Annotated in this window: 14 protein-coding genes and 4 tRNA genes; 10 read left to right on the forward strand and 8 right to left on the reverse strand. The window is 61.9% G+C overall.

Going from position 1 to position 17999, the window contains the following annotated elements; genetic code table 11:
• Nucleotides 1-74 precede the first annotated feature (74 nt).
• From R3175_RS01540 to R3175_RS01555, 4 genes are all read left to right on the forward strand, one after another.
• The gene (locus R3175_RS01540) at nt 75-344 is read left to right on the forward strand and encodes a hypothetical protein (RefSeq protein ID WP_318941830.1); all 270 of its coding nucleotides are present in this window, start codon (nt 75-77) and stop codon (nt 342-344) included.
• Between the two features lie 170 nt (nt 345-514).
• Nucleotides 515-590 (forward strand) — tRNA-Val (locus tag R3175_RS01545).
• A 70-nt stretch (nt 591-660) separates the two neighbouring features.
• A tRNA-Asp gene (locus R3175_RS01550) sits at nt 661-737 on the forward strand.
• A gap of 11 nt (nt 738-748) precedes the next feature.
• Nucleotides 749-824 (forward strand) — tRNA-Val (locus R3175_RS01555).
• 221 nt (nt 825-1045) lie between these two features.
• Here the strand turns inward: R3175_RS01555 and R3175_RS01560 are convergent.
• Complete coding sequence (locus tag R3175_RS01560; protein WP_318941832.1) at nt 1046-2455, reverse strand: 3-oxoacyl-ACP reductase; 1410 nt, start codon at nt 2453-2455, stop codon at nt 1046-1048.
• A gap of 244 nt (nt 2456-2699) precedes the next feature.
• Between R3175_RS01560 and R3175_RS01565 the strand changes: the two genes are divergently transcribed.
• The 3 genes from R3175_RS01565 to R3175_RS01575 all read left to right on the forward strand — a co-directional run bounded on the left by R3175_RS01565 (nt 2700) and on the right by R3175_RS01575 (nt 5340).
• Nucleotides 2700-4025 (forward strand): acetyl-CoA C-acetyltransferase, encoded by a 1326-nt coding sequence (locus tag R3175_RS01565; RefSeq protein WP_318941834.1) that lies wholly within the window; start codon nt 2700-2702, stop codon nt 4023-4025.
• Nucleotides 4026-4254: 229 nt separating this feature from the next.
• Nucleotides 4255-4331, forward strand: a tRNA-Met gene (locus R3175_RS01570).
• A gap of 616 nt (nt 4332-4947) precedes the next feature.
• Entirely contained in the window at nt 4948-5340 is a 393-nt protein-coding gene (locus R3175_RS01575) for a fibronectin type III domain-containing protein (RefSeq protein WP_318941837.1), read from the forward strand.
• Between the two features lie 3 nt (nt 5341-5343).
• Here the strand turns inward: R3175_RS01575 and R3175_RS01580 are convergent, their stop codons facing one another.
• The 4 genes from R3175_RS01580 to R3175_RS01595 all read right to left on the reverse strand — a co-directional run bounded on the left by R3175_RS01580 (nt 5344) and on the right by R3175_RS01595 (nt 12669).
• Entirely contained in the window at nt 5344-7920 is a 2577-nt protein-coding gene (locus tag R3175_RS01580) for a CHASE2 domain-containing protein (RefSeq protein ID WP_318941839.1), read from the reverse strand.
• A 33-nt stretch (nt 7921-7953) separates the two neighbouring features.
• Nucleotides 7954-9579: a FecR family protein gene (locus R3175_RS01585; protein ID WP_318941840.1), complete on the reverse strand. Its 1626-nt coding sequence runs from the start codon at nt 9577-9579 to the stop codon at nt 7954-7956.
• Between the two features lie 31 nt (nt 9580-9610).
• Nucleotides 9611-10336, reverse strand: a complete 726-nt coding sequence (locus R3175_RS01590; RefSeq protein ID WP_318941842.1) for a response regulator transcription factor — start codon at nt 10334-10336, stop codon at nt 9611-9613.
• 182 nt (nt 10337-10518) lie between these two features.
• Nucleotides 10519-12669: a DNA topoisomerase III gene (locus R3175_RS01595; RefSeq protein ID WP_318941844.1), complete on the reverse strand. Its 2151-nt coding sequence runs from the start codon at nt 12667-12669 to the stop codon at nt 10519-10521.
• Nucleotides 12670-12805: 136 nt separating this feature from the next.
• Here R3175_RS01595 and R3175_RS01600 point away from each other — a divergent pair, with 136 nt between their 5' ends.
• Nucleotides 12806-13138: a BolA family protein gene (locus tag R3175_RS01600; protein WP_318941846.1), complete on the forward strand. Its 333-nt coding sequence runs from the start codon at nt 12806-12808 to the stop codon at nt 13136-13138.
• A gap of 10 nt (nt 13139-13148) precedes the next feature.
• The gene (locus R3175_RS01605) at nt 13149-13772 is read left to right on the forward strand and encodes an L-threonylcarbamoyladenylate synthase (RefSeq protein WP_318941848.1); all 624 of its coding nucleotides are present in this window, start codon (nt 13149-13151) and stop codon (nt 13770-13772) included.
• Nucleotides 13773-13784: 12 nt separating this feature from the next.
• Here the strand turns inward: R3175_RS01605 and R3175_RS01610 are convergent, their stop codons facing one another.
• Nucleotides 13785-14423 (reverse strand): hypothetical protein, encoded by a 639-nt coding sequence (locus tag R3175_RS01610; RefSeq protein ID WP_318941850.1) that lies wholly within the window; start codon nt 14421-14423, stop codon nt 13785-13787.
• Between the two features lie 67 nt (nt 14424-14490).
• Nucleotides 14491-15717 carry an MFS transporter gene (locus R3175_RS01615; protein WP_318941852.1) on the reverse strand — a complete coding sequence of 409 codons (1227 nt, stop codon included), beginning with the start codon at nt 15715-15717 and terminating at the stop codon, nt 14491-14493.
• 264 nt (nt 15718-15981) lie between these two features.
• Between R3175_RS01615 and R3175_RS01620 the strand changes: the two genes are divergently transcribed.
• Nucleotides 15982-17247, forward strand: a complete 1266-nt coding sequence (locus R3175_RS01620; protein ID WP_413231700.1) for an alkane 1-monooxygenase — start codon at nt 15982-15984, stop codon at nt 17245-17247.
• A gap of 90 nt (nt 17248-17337) precedes the next feature.
• Here the strand turns inward: R3175_RS01620 and R3175_RS01625 are convergent, their stop codons facing one another.
• Complete coding sequence (locus tag R3175_RS01625; RefSeq protein ID WP_318941855.1) at nt 17338-17979, reverse strand: MBL fold metallo-hydrolase; 642 nt, start codon at nt 17977-17979, stop codon at nt 17338-17340.
• Between the last annotated feature and the right edge of the window lie 20 nt (nt 17980-17999).

Below are 17999 nucleotides of genomic sequence, written 5' to 3' on the forward strand. Positions count from 1 at the left end.
GCTCGAGCTGCAATTGTTAACCCTCGACTTCGTAACTAGACTGAGGGTGCAATTCATTGTCGAGGAAAAGGAGTATGTCACTAAAGGAAGCGGTCCTGTCGAAGGTGCGGCACATGTCTGAGGACGTCGTGCCCGGTGTCAAGGCGGCATTGGATGAGCGGGTTGAGCGGCTCAGGGAGCGTATTGACGAGATCAACTGTTCGCTCGCCAGCAAAGCGTTGCCGGAGTCCCGGCGGGAGCGGGTCAGGAACCTGCTTCTGGAGAAAAAGGCGGCCGTGGCCAGTCAGAAGCGCAAGGCAATGAAGGTGGTTCGGGCATCCCGCCATTCGGCGCCCCGGGGCTAGGCTCGCGGATGGGTTCTGGCGCGAAAGTGATTGAATTTTGTTCGTTTTTGGGCAGTTTGAAAATTTTTAAGAAAATTGCCGGAAAAGGTTTGACAGCGTCGGGGAAATCCTTAAAATGCGCGTCTCAATTGGTTGAGACAGCAACGCTGACTTGGCCAGTGCTGGAAAGTGGGTGGTTAGCTCAGCTGGGAGAGCATCGCCCTTACAAGGCGAGGGTCACTGGTTCGATCCCAGTACCACCCACCATTTTTCAGCTTGACCGGATCACCCCATCCGGTCATCGATTCCGAATCGAATGAGGTTCGCGAGTCAATGCGGAGCGGTAGTTCAGCTGGTTAGAATACCGGCCTGTCACGCCGGGGGTCGCGGGTTCGAGTCCCGTCCGCTCCGCCATTTCTTTCCCTGGGTGGTTAGCTCAGCTGGGAGAGCATCGCCCTTACAAGGCGAGGGTCACTGGTTCGATCCCAGTACCACCCACCATTCCCTTTTTTGTCCGTCTGTATTTCGTCGCAATGCAATCATCTTCTGGCCATCAAGCCGGACGGGTGGTTTTTTGCGTGCCTGTAAATCGTCTCCGCGTGCGGGCTTGGTGTTTTTCTAAGCAAGATTGTGCGGGGAGCGGCTGGCTGTAGGGAGTGCGAGGCAAGCTTTCGGGAGCGTCAGGGGCAGACCTGGGGCCTGCCCCTAAGTGGTGGTGCGGTTTACTTGCCGATCAGTGACTGACCGCAAACCCGAACCACGTTGCCGTTGACGCCGACGGAGGCCGGGTTGCAGTACCAGGCAATGGCTTCTGCCACGTCCACCGGCTGACCGCCCTGGGACAGACTGTTCATACGACGGCCCGCCTCGCGGATGGTCAGGGGCATGGCCGCGGTCATCTGGGTCTCGATAAAGCCGGGCGCGACGGCATTGATGGTAATGCCATTCTTCAGCTGCTTGGCCATCGCTTCGACGTAACCGATCACGCCGGATTTGGCGCAGGAGTAGTTGGTCTGGCCGAAGTTGCCGGCGATGCCGCTGATGGACGAGACGCACACGATGCGGCCGTTCTCCCGCAGCAGTTCCTGGCTCAGCAGTTCTTCATCGATCAGCTCTTCGGCAGTCAGGTTGACGGCAATGGCCATGTCCCAGAAGTGCTCCGGCATGTTGCCCAGCGTCTTGTCCCGGGTGATGCCGGCGTTGTGGACCACCAGATCGATGCCATCGAAGTGTTCCTTCACGAAATCAGCAATCTGTTTGGGGGCCTGGCTGTCGGTGATGTCGCAGGCCAGGGCCTTGCCCTTGATGCGATCGGTCACCTTTTGCAGATCGTCCATGGCCGGGGGAATGTCCAGGCCGATCACAGTCGCGCCGTCGCGGGCCAGGGTTTCCGCAATGGATTCACCGATACCACGCGAGGCGCCGGTGACTAGCGCGACCTTGCCGGACAGCGGCGCAACCGGGTTGGTGGCGGTGGCGGCCTGGGCAGATTTGGCAATACGGGCGACCTGACCGGACACATAGGCCGACCGCGGCGACAGGAAGAAGCGGACACTGGATTCAATCTGCTTCTCAGCGCCGGAAGCGATCAGCAGCAGGTTGGCTGTCGCCCCCTTCTTGCCCACCTCTTTACCGATGCTGCGGGTGAAGCCTTCCAGCGCCCGCTGGGCGGCGGCTTGTGCCGGCTTTCGGCTGTGGGTGGGGTCCTGACCGATGATCAGTACCCGGCCGTTGCTGGCCAGCTTGCGAATGATTGGGTGGAAGAAGTCGTACAGGGCCCGCAGTTCGCTGGGGCCGGTCAGGCCGGTAGCATCGAATACCAGTGCGGAAAACTTCTGCTCGATGTCGCCACCCAGATCCAGCGCCGTGGTCTTGTCGCCGGCTTTGGCGGAATCGGCGATGGTGTCTGCGCCGCTGGCGTGGAACACATTGGCCGGGCTGGCGCTGAGGATGCTGCCAACGCCAGCAATGGCCTTGCCGCCCTTGGCTGCCCCCACCAGAACGTCGCCCTCGATGAAGGGCTGATCGGCACGCTGCCAGCGCTTGAGGGGCACCGGGGCGGGCAAGCCCAGGGATTGGGCGGCGGATTTGCCGACCGGTGTGTTGACGAATCTCAGGTAAAGGTCTGACATGGGACGTTCCTCTTGGTCGGCGCGATTGACGCCGGTCTCGTGTTTCGAAATGATGCGATAATGCTTCTTTGAGGCCCCTAAGGTTAAGGAATCAGCAAGTATTTGAATTGACTCAACGCAAATAGCCGGTTGTCAGGCCTGCCAATGAGCCGTAGGGGCTTGGCGTTAGACTGCGAAGCAACACAGCGATGACTAACCACACAGACACTGGGTTGCAGAACCACACTGACACTAGGAAAGTAATATGGCACAGAGTAAAGGCACCACTCAGGCAAAAAGCAAGAACACCAGCAAGGCTGGCCAGATTCGCCGGGTAGCCATCATCGGCGGTAACCGGGTACCGTTCGCCCGCTCCAACACGGCCTACAGCAAATTGAGTAATCAGGAGCTGCTCACCGCTGCCCTGCGTGGCCTGGTAGACCGCTTTGACCTGCAGGGCAAGCAGATGGGTGAAGTGGTGGCCGGTGCTGTGATCAAGCATTCCCGGGATTTCAACCTGACCCGTGAGTCAGTGCTGAGTTGCGGCCTGGCGCCGGAAACGTCTGCCTACGACATCCAGCAGGCGTGTGGCACCGGGCTTGAAGCCGCCATTCTGGTGGCCAACAAGATTGCCCTGGGTCAGATCGAGTGCGGCATCGCCGGTGGCACCGACACCACCTCCGACGCTCCGATTGGCGTGGGCGAAGGCTTGCGGGAAATCCTGCTGGACCTCAACCGGGCCAAGACCAACGGCGAGCGCCTGAAGATTCTGGGTCGCTTCCGTCCCAGCCACCTGGTGCCCACCATTCCGGAGAACGGCGAGCCCCGTACCGGTATGTCCATGGGGGATCACTGCCAGGTGACCGCCCACGAGTGGGCCATCCCCCGCGATGAGCAGGATCAACTGGCCTACGAGAGCCACCAGAAGCTGGCGGCCGCCTACGGGGAAGGCTTCTTCGAGGACCTGGTGACCCCGCTAGCGGGCCTGGAAGTAGACAATATCCTGCGTCCGGACACCACCCTGGAGAAACTGGCCACCCTGAAGCCCTGCTTCGACCGTGAAAACGGTACCATGACCGCGGCCAACAGTACCGCCCTGACCGATGGCGCCTCCTGTGTGCTGCTGGCGAGCGAGGAGTGGGCCAAGGAAAACGGCTACGAGGTTCAGGCCTACCTGACCTTCTCCGAAGTGGCCGCCGTTGATTTTGTCGAGAAGAAGGAAGGGTTGCTGATGGCGCCGGCCTATGCCGTTCCGCGCATGCTGGAGAAGGCTGGCCTGACCCTGCAGGACTTCGATTTTTATGAAATCCACGAAGCCTTTGCTGCCCAGGTACTGTCCACCCTCAAGGCGTGGGAAGACCCCGCATTCTGCAAGGAGCGTCTGGGCCTGGACAAGCCGCTGGGCAGCATCGACCGCAGCAAGATGAACGTCAAGGGTAGCAGCCTCGCGACAGGCCACCCCTTCGCGGCGACCGGCGGTCGGATCGTGGCCACCCTGGCCAAACTGCTGGAGCAAAAGGGCACTGGCCGCGGCCTGATCTCCATCTGCGCCGCCGGCGGCCAGGGCGTCACCGCGATCCTGGAGCGCTAAGCCAAAAAAACTGCGGTTCCCCTTTGACTTGTGAGGCTGCGCGCCGTATTATGCGCAGCCTCGCTGGGGAATGCAGTACCCGGCAGACAGTTTGATGCGGGGTGGAGCAGTCTGGTAGCTCGTCGGGCTCCCCATCCTCAGAATAGCCGAAGGGAGTCGTCGACCTTCGGGTAATGAGGCCGACCCATCGGCGGGCTCATAAAGTAAGCAGACGACAACACAGTTTTGATGCGGGGTGGAGCAGTCTGGTAGCTCGTCGGGCTCATAACCCGAAGGTCGTTGGTTCGAATCCAGCCCCCGCTACCATATTAAGAAAAGCCGGTCTCTGACCGGCTTTTCTTGTTTTAACCGGGGGCTTTTTAGTCAGCGCCTTTTATAGGCGCTGCGCGCGGCAAGGTTGCTGCCGCAGAAGCTGGTCGCTTCTGCTCCCCGCTACCACCGTTGAAGAAGGCCAGTCAATTGACTGGCCTTCTTGTTTTCTACGGGGGCTCTTGAGCCAGCCTCTTTCTGCTCCATCCCTGCCACGCTTCGATACCCGATAGTCTGTCGAGCCGGCAGCCGCAACAGCCTCCCAACAACTACGATTCTTTGACGCAACATCTCCCTGCCGGCTACGTACCTTTTCCAGGGCGAATCCGTTAAGCCGCAAAAAGACACCGAGTCGATCACAAATCTGTCTTGTCTGAATGGGCCAGTCTCGCTTTTTTAACTCCCGGATTGTCTAAAAAACAATCTTTAAGTTCGTTTTTTGATCAAAAAAATCAATAGCCTGCTTCCTTTTCTTACCAAATCCTGTCGAAAAATTGACATTTTGTTAACTGGAAGAACGACGCGATCCGCATTGATAATCGGCCACGTTTTATACAATTTCACAAATTCGACGATTAATTGGGCTGAAATTATGTCTATTCGCGTCATTAGAATGTCTTCTAAGTGTCTCGCGGCCGCTTTGTTGAGCGCGGTGTTGGTCGGTTGCGTCGGGGGTGGCGGCTCTTCCGATGGTGGCGATTTGGTCTCCGCCCAGGGTAACGGTTCCCAGGTGTTTGATCCGCAGCGTTCCGCAACCTTGAGCTGGAGCGCTCCGGCAACCCGGGAGAACGGCGATGGCCTGGCCATGGGGGAGCTGCAGGGGTACCTGATCAATTATGGTCAGGATGCGAATAACCTGTCCCGGCGGGTTGAGATCACCAACGCCGATGTCATGGACTACACCGTTGGCGGTCTGTCCCAGGGTGACTGGTACTTCACCATCCAGGTGGTGGATGTGAACGGTCTGGTGAGTGCGCCGTCCCAGGTGGTCAGCAAGACCATCTGAAGCCTAGGGCAGGGGATCGGCGATGGGCAGTTTGATGGTGAAGGAGGAGCCTTCCCCGAGTACCGAATTGACGCTGATGTCGCCCCGGTGTTTCTGAACCACCACATTCACGAATGACAGGCCCAGCCCGGCGCCTCGATTTCCAGACAGCTCACTGCTTCGCTGTCGCCGGTACCGGTCAAACAGGAAAGGGATTTCCTCCGGTGCAATCCCGCTGCCTTCGTCACTAACCGTCAGGCACGCCTCGTGACCCGCCTGGAAGACCTGAATGGTTACCGTCGAACCATTGTCACTGTACTGCACGGCATTGGTCAGCAGATTGATGATGGCCCGCTCCAGAAGCTCTGCATTGCCCTGCAGCCACAAGTCTTCGCTGCCTTGCAGCATCAACTGGATGTTCTTCTCCACCGCCTGCTCAACCACGCTGTCCCGGGCGTTCTCGACGATGGCCAGCAGCTCACAGTCGTAGAAGCGCGTTTCAGTGAGCTGCTCGGCGCGCGCCAGTTGCACAAATTCCTCGGCCAACTGGTAGCTTCGGCGAGCGAGGCGGCCAAGCTGTTCCAGCTGTTCCGGCTCGATGTCGCTGGGATTGCGTTTCAGTTGTTCGATCAACGCCAACTGTGAAACCAGCGGCGAGCGGACGTCGTGGGAGATGAAGTCGATGGCCTCACGGTGCTGGCGCTGTTGCGCCCGCAGCTCCGAGATGTTGGAGATATTGGCAATAATGCTGTTGGGCGGACCGTCGGACAGCTTGAAGGGGGCAAAATGGATGAGGAAGTCCATGTCCCGGATGCGCAGGTCCACTGTTCGGCTCTGGTTGAGCGTCAGGGTCTCGGACACGGTTTCCTGCCAGGGGGGATTATCCCGCGGATCATGGCCCTGCAGTAACCGGGTGAGCGGGGTGCCCGCCAGGCTGGGGCGGGGTTCGCCAAACCACTCTTCGATGTGGCCATTGGCAAACTGAATCACGCCCAGTTCATCGGTAACGATGATGCCATCGGGCATGTGTTCGAAGCTTTTGCGGATGAACAATTGCATCTGGTTCAGCCGTTCGGTGGCCTGTCGGACCCGCTCGATGCGAGCCGAGACATGCTCCCGTGGCCCGTCACGCTGATCCGGTTTCTGGTAGGGGTCCAGCACAAGGCGTCTCAGGTAGCGCTGATTGGCGTCCCGGCTAAGGGTTGAGGGGAAGGCCAGGCCGAGTTCGAACACCCGTTCTCCCCGCTTGAGCTGAATCCAGCTCTGGTTATCCCGATGTGCCCACAGCCCCGGTGCCGTGAGTTTGGGGCGTTGGTCGGCGTCCAGGTTCTGCTGGTGGATTGGGGCACCATCCACCGACAGGTACCAGCCGGTGGGCTTGAACAGGGCAATCAGGTGGTCCAGCAGCTGGGCGGGCTGCCGCTCCACCGGGTCGGGCAGTGTCAGTTGCTGGCCTTTGCCCAGTTCGTCCAACTGCCGGTTGAGGAAGCGGTTGGTCATCGCCAGGCGATGAGCGCTCCATAACGGGTAGGCGGCGATGGGGATGAGCAGCGGCAGGGTCACCGGCAACCAGACCCGGTAGGCCAGCAGGAGGGTGGTGAACAGGGCCAGTAACAGGCCCAGTACGCCGCTGCACAGCACCAGCGTTTCATTGGGCCTGAGGCGGGGCAGGGCATCGGCGATCAAGAGCAGCACCAGGGCGGTCAGCAGCAGGGACAGGCCCGGTGCCGCCGGTTTGATCAGCCGTTCGGAAACCAGCGCGGAATAGGCGTTGGCGTGGAATTCCACACCGGACATGGGCCAAGCCAGGCTGGAGAACGGTGTGGGCAGGATATCGCCGAAGCCAACCGCGGTCGCGCCAATGAAGACGGTTTTGCCGGCAAGCTGGTTCAATGACGCCGCCGATTGCAGGGCCTGGGCATAGGATACCGTGGGGAGCGTTCCCGGGCGTCCGGCCAGCGGCACCGCGACATAGTCCCGGCGCACGTTCACATAGGCTGCCGGTGCGCCCTCGACAACATCCTGGACGGGGGGCGTATCCGGATCGGCGGCCGCCTTGGCAAGGCTTGGCCATAGCCGGGTTGCCAGGCCGTTAAACAGGTACATGCCCCGGGCCAGGCCATCGCTGTCCAGCTCCACGTGGGCGTGGCCAAAGCCGGCGGCGGCTTGTCGCAGGGGCGGTGCGGGTAGTTGCTCGGTCATGGGTTGGTCGGTGGACGGCACGGACAGGTGCACCGGCAACACGACCTGACCATGGTCTCGCATGGCCATTGCCAGTTCCCGGTCGTCGTCGGAAGGCTCCGGAAACAGTACATCGAAGACAATGGTTTTGACCCCCGCCTCGTCCAGTCGACGGATCAGTTCGGCGTGGGTCGACCGCGGCCAGGGCCATTGCCCCAATTGATCCAGGCTGTATTCGTCGATGGCAATCACCGCCACGTCGTCACTGAGCGGGGCCGGGACGGAGGTGATCAGGGAATCATAGAGCCAGAGGTTGGCCCTTTGGGGGATACCGCTAAACTGGGCGACCAGGAGTATCGCAATGAGAGACAGGCCAAGGGTCCAGAAAGCATTGGTAGTCAGAAACCTGTCTCGACTCATGAAGGATATGATCTTTTCGTTTATTTTATCCGCTTACTCAATAAATAGCTCCCTCCCGGGTCCCCAACGGCTAGCCAGTGGGCCATCAGATAGAGCTTTCAGGCGCACAAAATACCGTCTTCCGGGAATAAGGCGCAAGGCTGCCGTGGTATCTTTTACCGTCGCTTCCTTTATAACGTTCTGAAACTTGGGCTCTTCTGCAAGCTGCATCAGGTAGCCGGTGGCGGTGTCGGTGGCTTCCCAGAATACCCGAACCTGGTTATCAATGTAATTGATGCTGATGATTTGCACCGGGGGCAGTGTTCCGTTCACCACCAGCGAGCGGGTTTCGCTGGTGGCGACGGAATTGCCGCCCGCCTCGGTCACCACGCGCCAGTAATACTGGCCAGGACTCAGGGGTCGATTGGGAAGGGCGCTGTTATCCGGTGCCCATTCGCTGGTTGCGATCAAGTCGCTGAACTGGTCGGTGGCGGCAATTTCCACCCGTGCCACTTCGTTCTCTCCCTGGTACTGCCAGCGGAACTCCGGCATATCATCGTTGACGCTGGCATCGGCTGCTGGAACATCCAGCTTTGCCGGCTGCGCCTGCAACTCCACATCAACCGACACGGTCGCCGGCATGCCGGCAATGCCCCGGGCGTTGAGGGTGGCGAGCCGGATGTCGTAACGGCCATTGTCCAGGTAATCAAGCTGGTAACCCTGACCGCTGACGGTCTCGCTCTTTACCCAGCGTCCGCTATCGGCTTCGAAGATGTCCACTTGGTGGCCGCTGGCGCCATCGGGAACCCAATCCAGGGTAGCCGGCAGACGCTGGAGCGCGGAGGGCAGAGGCAGGGGCTCCGGAGCGGGCGGCAGCTTGTAGATGGTGACCGGATTGGGTGTACGGTTGTCGACCGATGCGCTGTAGCCCGCCGGGATGTTGCGGCTACGCCCCCTCGGGCCAAAACTGACCAGGCCCTCGGTAACCTGGAGCGTGGTGGTACCGGGACGGGCTTGCAGGGCGAAGGTTGTCCCCCGCACTGCAGCAACGGCCGAGGGCGTCTCCACTTCAAATCGGGCCCCGCCATCCATCAACGGCATCACCCGGGTTTCGAGTTCCCCATGAGTCAGCCGAATCCGTGTGTCGGTCATGCCGGATTTGCCGTATTGGGTGAGCTTGTTGAAGACCAGCCGGGAGTCCGGACCAACCCGGATGATGGAGCCGTCGGCCAGTTCAATGGTGGCATTGCCGCCGCGGCTGACAATCTCATCGCCGACGCGAATCAGGGTGTGATCGGTCAGCGGGCGCTGACGACCATCAGCTCCGGAAATCAGCCGCACTTGTCCCGACACCGAGGTGGCCTTGGCCGGCTCCGGTTGACGTTTCAGCCACGCCAGGGGCAGGCGAAGCGAGTCGCCGGCCTGGAAAGAGGAGGCGGGGTTGTGTTGGTTGAAAGCCAGCAGGTGGGCCGCTGTGTGCTGGCCGGACAACAGCTCGCGGGCCACGGTCTCCACGGACTCGTTGGCTTGCAGGGTGTACAGCCAGTAGGGGGACGCGGCGTTCGCGGACTGGGGGGCGGCACTGGGCTGGGAGCCGTGGGTCACCGGCAGTTCGGCGCTTGCCGAGCTGCACAGTGTTACCAGGGCGGCACTGAGAAGGCTGATGCGAAATATCGCCATAATCCTGGGAGGCCTTGCCCGTTTCCGCATGTCAGGCGTGCCCTACCGGGTCCGGCTGTTCATCCGGTGCGCCAGCGTTGATGGTCTCCAGGCGGTAGCCGCGCTGGTAGATGGTCTTGATTCTGAAACCGTTGTCCGGGTTGAGCCCCAGTCGGCGGCGCAGGCGGCTCATGTGGGTGTCCACGGTCCGGGTATTGATGTCACGGGTCAGGCCCCAGACCCGTTCCAGCAGCATTTCCCGGGTCAGCAGGCGGCCCTGGTTCTGGAACAGAAACAGGGTGAGGTCAAAATCCTTGTCGGTCAGGGTCAGCTGCTCGCCATGCAGGGAGATGGTCCGCAACTGGGTATTGACCACAAACGGACCAAACTCGAGGATTTCCTTGTCCGCTTCCGGGGCGCTACGGCGGGCCAGCGCCTTGATACGGGCCACCAGCTCGGCCGGCCTTGCGGGTTTGGACAGATAGTCATCGGCCCCGGCGTCCAGGGCGCTAACGATGTCCTGCTCGCTGTCCCGCTGGGTCAGGAACAGCACTGGAATTCGCCAGTTCATCTGGGACCGGACATTCTTCAGCACATCAATACCCGTCATGTCGGGTATCTGCCAGTCGAGAATCAGCAGGTCGTAGCTGCGATGCAGTACCGAGCTCAGGAACGACTGGCCGTCGGGGTAGTCGTCGCAGTGATAGCCCCGTTCAGTCAGCACGGCCTTGATGTGCTGGGCCTGTTCCTGCTCGTCTTCCAGCAGAGCAATTCGCATCCAGATTCTCCTGTTCAAAATCCAAACGACACGCAGTAGGTTCGGTGTCGGCGGCACCAGTGCGCCGGGCTGCGGTCTATTCTGCCAAAACGGGGTGTCGCGGTCAGTGTCAAAGTGTAGATTTGCGTAAACGGGGCCAGGCTCAACGGTCTTTGCCGAGGATTTTTTGACCAAGCGAGCTTCTAGAGTCCGGGCCGGCCATCCACGTCGTTAACCGTTTGTCGGCAGGCCGGGAAATTACTGCAGCCCCAGAACCAGCCTTTGGGTCCTTTGCGTCGCACCAAGGGCGAGTAGCAGTGGGGACAGGGTACCGGTTTCTGCCCCGTGCCGTCCTGTGGGGCGACCTCCTCGATGGGGCGGGTGCCCTTGCATCGGGGGAAGCGGGTGCAGGCGTGGAAACGGCCGAACTTGCCTTCGCGGATGCGCATCGGTGCCCGGCACTTGGGGCAGTGCGCCTGCGAGCTCTCCTCCTGGGTTTCCTCCGACGCCGGCGACAGCGGCGTCTCGATGTACCCGCGGATCTGGGTTTTCAGGGCTTCCAGGAACGCCCGGGGGTCTCCCTCGCCACGCCGGATCTCCTCCAGGCTGGCCTCCCAGACCGCGGTCATGTCCGGTTGGGTGATCGCATCGGGCAGGGCGGCAATGAGGCCGCACCCTTTGTCGGTGGCCTTGATGAACCGCTTGTCCCGGTACAGGTAGTCGCGGCGGAACAGGGTCTCGATGATCGAGGCCCGGGTCGCTTCGGTGCCCAGGCCATCGGTCTCCCGGAGGGTCTTGCGCAGCTCAGCGTCGCTGACAAAGCGGGCGATGTTGGTCATCGCCGACAGCAGGGTGGCATCGGTAAAGTGTTGCGGCGGCTGGGTCTTGCGCTCCTTGATTTCCGCCTGGTCACACATTACGTCGTCGCCCTGCTGCATGCGAGGCAGCGGTTTTGTGGGCTTGTCGGTGGCCGCTTCCCGTTGGCGTATTTCCAGTGTCTTCCAGCCCGGGCTGGCCACGGCGGTCTCGGTGGCGCGGAAACGGTGGTCGCCGATGGCCAGGGTCAGCCGGCCTTCCTGATGGATGGCGTCCGGATAGAACTGCATCAGGTAGTACCGGCTGATCAACTGGTACACATTGAGCTCTGTCGCGGACAGCCGGGACGGATTGGCGACCCGGCTGGTGGGGATGATGGCGTGGTGGGCGTCCACCCGGTCGTCGTTCCAGGCCGCCGTACGTCGCGCCGGGTCCGCCTGTTCCACCGCCGGGGCCAGGTCGCTGGCGGTTCGGGCAATCGCCTGCAGCACTGCCTTGCGCTGACCGTAATGCTCCTCCGGCAGGTAACGGCAATCGGAACGGGGATAGGTGATCAATTGGTGACGCTCGTACAGGGTCTGAGCCGTATCCAGCACGTCCTTGGCGCCCATCCGGAACAGCCGGCCCGCCTCGATCTGTAGGGCGGACAGCGACAGTGGCAGGGGCGGCGCTTCCTTGCGGTCCCGAAACCGGGACTCGGTGATGCGCCCCGGGCGTCCCTCGACGTCCGAGGCGATCTGTTGAGCCACTTCCCGGTTCAGCAGCCGGTCTTCTTCATCGAGGTGATCCCGGTACGCCTCGTCCGGCAGCCAGCGTGCGGCGAAGGTGGTGCTGCCTGGCTCGGTGTCCAGGCCTCGGGTGTGGGCCAACAGCCGGAAATAGGGCTTGGGCTCGAACTCGGCAATGGTCCTGTCCCGTTCCACTACCAGGCCCAGCACTGGGGTTTGGACTCGGCCCACAGAATACACCCCCTGCTCCCCCTGCTGGCGGTAGCTTAGGGTGTACAGGCGGGTCAGGTTCAAGCCATAGAGCCAGTCGGCCCGCTGCCGCGCCAGGGCCGAGTGTGACAGCCGCCGGAACTCCCGGTTATCCCGGGGCGCGGCGATGGCCCTGGCGACGGCGGACGGTGTCAGGTCATTGATCAGCACCCGTTCCACCGGACAGCTCGCCTGGAAATAACGCAACACCTCGTCCACCAGCAGTTGGCCCTCGCGGTCGGGGTCGCCGGCGTGAACCACCACGTCCGCCTTGCGAATCAGCGACTCCAGCGCCTGCAGCTGCTTGCGGACACTCTCCTTGGGGGTGAGCTGCCATTGATCGGGGAAGAGGGGCAGGTCGTCCAGGCGCCACTTCTGCCAGCGCGGATGGTAACGGACCGGCTCTGCCGGCTCCAGCAGGTGGCCGATGCACCAGCTCACATAGACCGTTTGCTCGCCGGCGCCGACCTTGAGCCAGCCCGGGCCCTTTTGCACGGGGCCGGGCAGGGCCTCGGCAATGGCGCGGCCCAGGCTGGGTTTTTCGGCAATGAATAGACGCATGGCAAGCGGACAAATCTGCTGGGTGTCGGGGGAGTGGGAAGATGGCGGTTTGCCGGCAAACTGTCAAGCCGGCAGGGCCGCCGTATAGTAGACTGTATGGGACTATCCATTCCGTGAATCAGGAGCAAAACGGTCTATGTCGGTTCAACAGACCATCGAACAGAAACTCACAGACGGGTTCGCCGTGGAGTATCTGGCTGTGGAAAACGAAAGCCACATGCACAGTGTGCCGCCCAACTCCGAAACCCATTTCAAGGTGACCCTGGTCTCCGGTGCCTTCGAGGGGCAGGGTAAGGTCAAGCGTCACCAGGCCATCTACCAGGCGCTGTCGGAGGAACTGGCGGCCGGTGTTCACGCCCTGGCGTTGCATCTGTACACCCCCGCCGAATGGCAGGCCCAAGGACAGGAGACTCCGGCCTCGCCCAACTGCATGGGGGGCTCCAAACACGACCCCGCGGTCAAGGAATAAGGACTTTCATATGAGTCAGTTTTTCCAGGTCCATCCGGAGACGCCCCAGAAACGCCTGATCAACCAGGCCGTGGAGATCCTGCGCAAGGGTGGGGTGATCGTATACCCCACCGATTCGGCCTATGCCATCGGCTGCCACCTGGGAGACAAGCAGGCGGCGGACCGGATCAAGCGCATTCGCCGGTTGGACGACAAGCACAACTTCACGCTGGTGTGCAGCGACCTGTCCGACATCGGCACCTATGCCAAGGTCGACAACACCCAGTACCGCCTGCTGAAGACTTACACCCCGGGCCCCTACACCTTTATCCTCGATGCCACCAGCGAGGTGCCGCGACGACTGCAGCATCCCAAGCGGCGGTCCATCGGCCTGCGGGTACCGGACAACGCCATTGTCCAGGCGCTGCTCAGCGAACTTGGGGAGCCAATCATGAGCAGCACCCTGATCCTGCCGGGGGAAACGGAGCCCATGACCGATCCCTACGACATCCGCGAGACCCTGGAGCACGATCTGGACCTGATCATCGATGGTGGCTTCTGTGGCTTGGAGGCCACCACCGTGGTCAACATGTTGGGGGATGTGCCGGAAGTGACCCGGGTGGGCAAGGGCGATCCTGAGCCATTCCAGCCGTAGCCGGCCACCAGGTCAGGCCCGCGCGTTGAGGCTGAAGGCGTAGGACCGCTGGGTCCCGGCAGCCTCAACCTGTTCTGCACCGATGGTGCGGCGGATGCTGTCGTAGCGGTGCACCAGGTCGTTCAACCCGTTGAATTGCTCGTTCTCACTGACCAGGGAATCCAGCAGCGAATTGCTGGTGCCATAGGCCTTGTTCAGCTTCAAGGCGGTGTCCACGAACGCCAGTGTCGGTTCCTGGTTGCTCAGCCGGTTGAAGGCCTCCCGGAAGGCGGTGTTGTGGTTCAGGTCCTGTTCGATTTGCTCGCGCTTCTGGGTGGGAATGGCGGCCTGCAGATGCAGCGAGCCGTCGTCCGCCTTGGTCACGGACATCCGGGTGCCGGGGTGGACGCCATACTCGGCAATTTTATGCCGCAGGGTTTCTTTCACAAAAGCGCTGTCCTGGCCGACCCGGGATTTGTACTCACCAATGGCCAACCGGGAAGCGGCCTTGGGCAGGCTGCCGCCGGACAGGGTCACGTCGTCCTGACCGCCCTTCGCCTGACCCTCCGTGCTGGCGGCGTTGGACGCAGGGGCCGCCTGGGGTTGTGTCTGCTGGCTGGTGGCCTGTTGCAGGCTGGCGCTCATGCGGGCCAGGGATGTGAGTAGGGACACGGCAAATTTCCTCCGGTGTCGACGTATTTGCGACGTTCATCCCGGATAAAGCAAGGAGCGTGCCCAGTCAGCGGCTGATTGGTCGATGGCCCTTGCGAGACTTCAGGGCCAGTGTGATGACCACCAGTACCCCAAGCACGCCTGCCACAACCAGTAAGATTGCATAACCGGTGGCCTGGGCCACCAGACCTCCGGCAAGCCCAAACAGCCCGGCGAAGACGACCTGGATCGACGCCTGCAGGGTGAAATCGGTGCCGGCCCAGTCCTTGCGACACAGATTCATCATCACCGCGAACAGCGCGACCGTGGAACTGCCGTCGGCCAACTGCTCCAGCAGTCCGATGGCATAAACCCGTGGACCTTCCGCGCCATGGATCGCCACCAGTGCCCAGGCGGCCATGGTGACGGCCTGGGCCAGCCCCGCCAGGATCAGGCTGCGTCGGCCGCCCAACCGCTGGTAGAGCCAGCCCCCCAGGGCCGCGCCAACGAGGCCGGCGAGGGTGGTAATCAGGGTGAAAGTGCCGATATCCCCGGACGTCCAGCCGCCGTCGGTCAACATCGGACGGATCATGCCAGAGCCCATGGCGTCGGCAACCTTGTAGCAGGCGAGTAGGCCCAGCCAGAAGCCTATGCCCGGCTGCCGCAGGAATCCCGCGAGACCTTCCCTGAAGGGGCTGTGGCTCGCCTCAAAGTGTGCCCGTTGATGTGCTTCGTCGATCGAGTCCTCGGCCAGTGGTTGCAGCATCGGCCGATAGCGTCGAACCAGCAGGTACAGCGCGAGGAGCAGCACGGCGGGGATGGTCAGCGCCAGTTGCAACGGGAGATGCTGGGCCACCATCAGCAGCAGCGCGCCCCCCACCAGCATCCCCACCTTGTAACCCGCCACCTGGAGGGTGTTGGCGTGGCCCCGCCAGCGGGCGGGAACCCAACGTACCGTCAGCCCGTCGGTCACGATGTCCTGGGTAGCCATCAGCAGGTTGATTGCCAGCACCAGCCCTACCACCAGCAGCACCCCAAGGCCTGCTGGCACCAGCCCGATCAGCGCCAGAGCCAGCAACAGGAAGGTGGCGGACACCTGCAGCCGGCCGATCCACCGCCCGGGTGCGGTGCCGGCCTGGAGGCTTTGGTCAATCTTCGGCGCCCAGAGCGCTTTCAGCACCCAGGGCAGAGCGAGCAGTTTCAATGCCCCTATCCAGCCCAGGGCCACTCCTGCCTCCCGCCAGAACACCGGCAAGGCATGGGCAAACAGCCCAGAGGGCAGGCCCTGGGCTAGATAGAGAGCCGACAGGGCCATCAAGGTCGGGCCAAGGGGGCTGGTCCGGGGGGCGTGTGAGCCAGGGGCGGAATCGATCATTGCGGTCTGGGTGCTCGTAAACGATGAGGAAAAGGCTGTTTGGCCAGCGAGTTATGGTCCCTGATTTTAGGAATCGCGGCAACGACGGCGGCTCGGGCAAGACATTGTCCCAAGATCACCTGTACCTCCATTGCCCATCTGTTGTAATGTAATATTGTCCTACAATAATCAAGAGGGTTCATCTCACATGGGAGGCAGGAAGCAATGAATGTGAAAGTTTCTGATGAATTGGCCGGCCAGGCGGTTGAACAGCAGGCGGAAGCCAGCAAGGCTGGCTCCACCTGGAAAGATCCCAAGCGCTACCTGTGGCTGTTGGGGCCGGGACTGCCGGTCATCGGTCTGGCGGCGCTGACAGGCTATGCCATCGCCCCCAAAAAACTGCGGGCGCTGGCCTGGACCGGCCCGGCGCTGGTTCATGGCATCATCCCTGCGCTGGACGAATTGATTGGTGACGATGCCAGCAACCCGCCGGAGTCGGCGGTCAAGGCGCTGGAGGACGACAAGTACTACAGCCGGATCGTTAAGGCGTTTATTCCGACCCAGTACGCCATGACCTTTCTGGGAGCCTGGTTGGCCAGCCGCAAGAAAACCCCCATGAGTGACCGGATCGGGCTGGCGTTGACGGTCGGTGCCGTTAACGGCATTGGCATTAACACCGCCCATGAACTGGGCCACAAGAGCGGCAAGCTGAACAAGCTGTTTGCGATGGCGGCCCTGGCGCCTACCGGCTACACCCACTTTGTGGTCGAGCACAACTACGGTCACCACAAGAACGTGGCGACGCCGGAAGATCCGGCCAGCAGTCGCATGGGCGAGAGTTTCTGGAAGTTCCTGCCCCGCACCGTCGTTGGCAGTATCAAGTCCGCCATCGAAATTGAGAAAGCCCGTCTGGCCCGTCGCGGCAAAGGCTTCTGGTCGCCGCACAATGAGCTGTTGCAGGGCTGGGCGATGACCGCCGGCTTCTTCGGGGCCACCACCCTGGCCACCGGAACCCGCGGCCTGACCTTTCTGGCGGCCCAGGCGGCCTATGGGGCCAGCCTGCTGGAGGTGATCAACTACCTGGAGCACTACGGTCTCAAGCGCCGGCAGGACGAGAACGGCAAGTACGAGCGGACCCAGCCCGAGCACAGCTGGAACAGCAACCACATCGTGACCAACCTGTTCCTGTACCAGCTCCAGCGCCATTCCGATCACCATGCCCATCCCACCCGCAGCTTCCAGGCGCTGCGCCATTTCGAGGAGGCCCCGCAGCTGCCTTCCGGCTATGCGTCCATGCTGTTGCCGGCCTACCTGCCGAACCGGTGGTTCGAGATGATGGACAAGCGGGTGATTGAGCACTACAAGGGCGATCTCAGCCGGATCAACTGGGATCCGGATCGCCGGGAAGAGCTGATGGCAAAGTACCGGGACTTTGCCGCTGAGGTGGCCGAGCGCCACGCTCAGGATGTCGAGGCCTCTGACGCAGCCTGATTTCGTAGTGAGACCGAAAGCCCCACCGTCCCGCGGTTGGGGCTTTTTTTTTCCGAAACGTTTGTCCGCTGGGAGGGGGCGAGGAGGGGATCAGCCCCAGCGGTCCGCGACGAAGGGGTTGGTCTGGCGTTCGGTGCCGAAGTCGGACATGGGGCCGTGGCCGGGAATGAACTTCACCTGATCGCCCAGGGGAAACAGCTTCTCCGTAATGGAGCGGATCAGGGTGGCGTGGTCCCCCTTGGGGAAATCGGTGCGGCCGATGGAGCCGTGGAACAGCACGTCGCCGACCAGCGCCAGTTCCGCCTCCGGCTGATAGAACACCACATGGCCCGGGGTATGGCCGGGACAATGGATCACCTGGAAGCTGAGGTTGCCGACCGCCACGGTGTCGCCGTCGTCCAGCCAGCGGTCGGGCGTGAAGACCTCCGGCGCCGGGAAGCCAAACATCTGGCTCTGCATCGGCAAACCCTGGATCCAGAAATCGTCCTCCCGGTGTGGCCCCTCAATGGGTACGGACAGCGCCTTGGCCAGCTCCGCGGTGCCGCCGGCATGGTCGATGTGGGCGTGGGTCAGCAGAATCTTCTCCACTGTCACCCCTGCCTCGGCAATGGCCGCCCGAATCCGATCCAGGTCCCCGCCGGGGTCCACCACCGCGGCCTTTTTGGTGTCTTCGCACCACAGCAGGGTGCAGTTTTGCTGGAAGGGGGTGACGGGGATAAGGCGGTATTTCATGGTTTGGCTGAACTCTTGCT

The sequence above is a fragment of the Marinobacter sp. genome, from assembly GCF_033722735.1.
Taxonomy (GTDB): Bacteria; Pseudomonadota; Gammaproteobacteria; order Pseudomonadales; family Oleiphilaceae; genus Marinobacter.

Coding starts and splice junctions, on each gene's coding strand:
- R3175_RS01580 (WP_318941839.1), bottom strand. CDS start 7,920: ATGAGTCGAGACAGGTTTCTGACTACCAATGCTTTCTGGACCCTTGGC.
- R3175_RS01585 (WP_318941840.1), bottom strand. CDS start 9,579: ATGGCGATATTTCGCATCAGCCTTCTCAGTGCCGCCCTGGTAACACTG.
- R3175_RS01575 (WP_318941837.1), top strand. CDS start 4,948: ATGTCTTCTAAGTGTCTCGCGGCCGCTTTGTTGAGCGCGGTGTTGGTC.
- R3175_RS01590 (WP_318941842.1), bottom strand. CDS start 10,336: ATGCGAATTGCTCTGCTGGAAGACGAGCAGGAACAGGCCCAGCACATC.
- R3175_RS01595 (WP_318941844.1), bottom strand. CDS start 12,669: ATGCGTCTATTCATTGCCGAAAAACCCAGCCTGGGCCGCGCCATTGCC.
- R3175_RS01615 (WP_318941852.1), bottom strand. CDS start 15,717: ATGGCCCTGTCGGCTCTCTATCTAGCCCAGGGCCTGCCCTCTGGGCTG.
- R3175_RS01605 (WP_318941848.1), top strand. CDS start 13,149: ATGAGTCAGTTTTTCCAGGTCCATCCGGAGACGCCCCAGAAACGCCTG.
- R3175_RS01620 (WP_413231700.1), top strand. CDS start 15,982: ATGAATGTGAAAGTTTCTGATGAATTGGCCGGCCAGGCGGTTGAACAG.
- R3175_RS01540 (WP_318941830.1), top strand. CDS start 75: ATGTCACTAAAGGAAGCGGTCCTGTCGAAGGTGCGGCACATGTCTGAG.
- R3175_RS01625 (WP_318941855.1), bottom strand. CDS start 17,979: ATGAAATACCGCCTTATCCCCGTCACCCCCTTCCAGCAAAACTGCACC.
- R3175_RS01600 (WP_318941846.1), top strand. CDS start 12,806: ATGTCGGTTCAACAGACCATCGAACAGAAACTCACAGACGGGTTCGCC.
- R3175_RS01565 (WP_318941834.1), top strand. CDS start 2,700: ATGGCACAGAGTAAAGGCACCACTCAGGCAAAAAGCAAGAACACCAGC.
- R3175_RS01560 (WP_318941832.1), bottom strand. CDS start 2,455: ATGTCAGACCTTTACCTGAGATTCGTCAACACACCGGTCGGCAAATCC.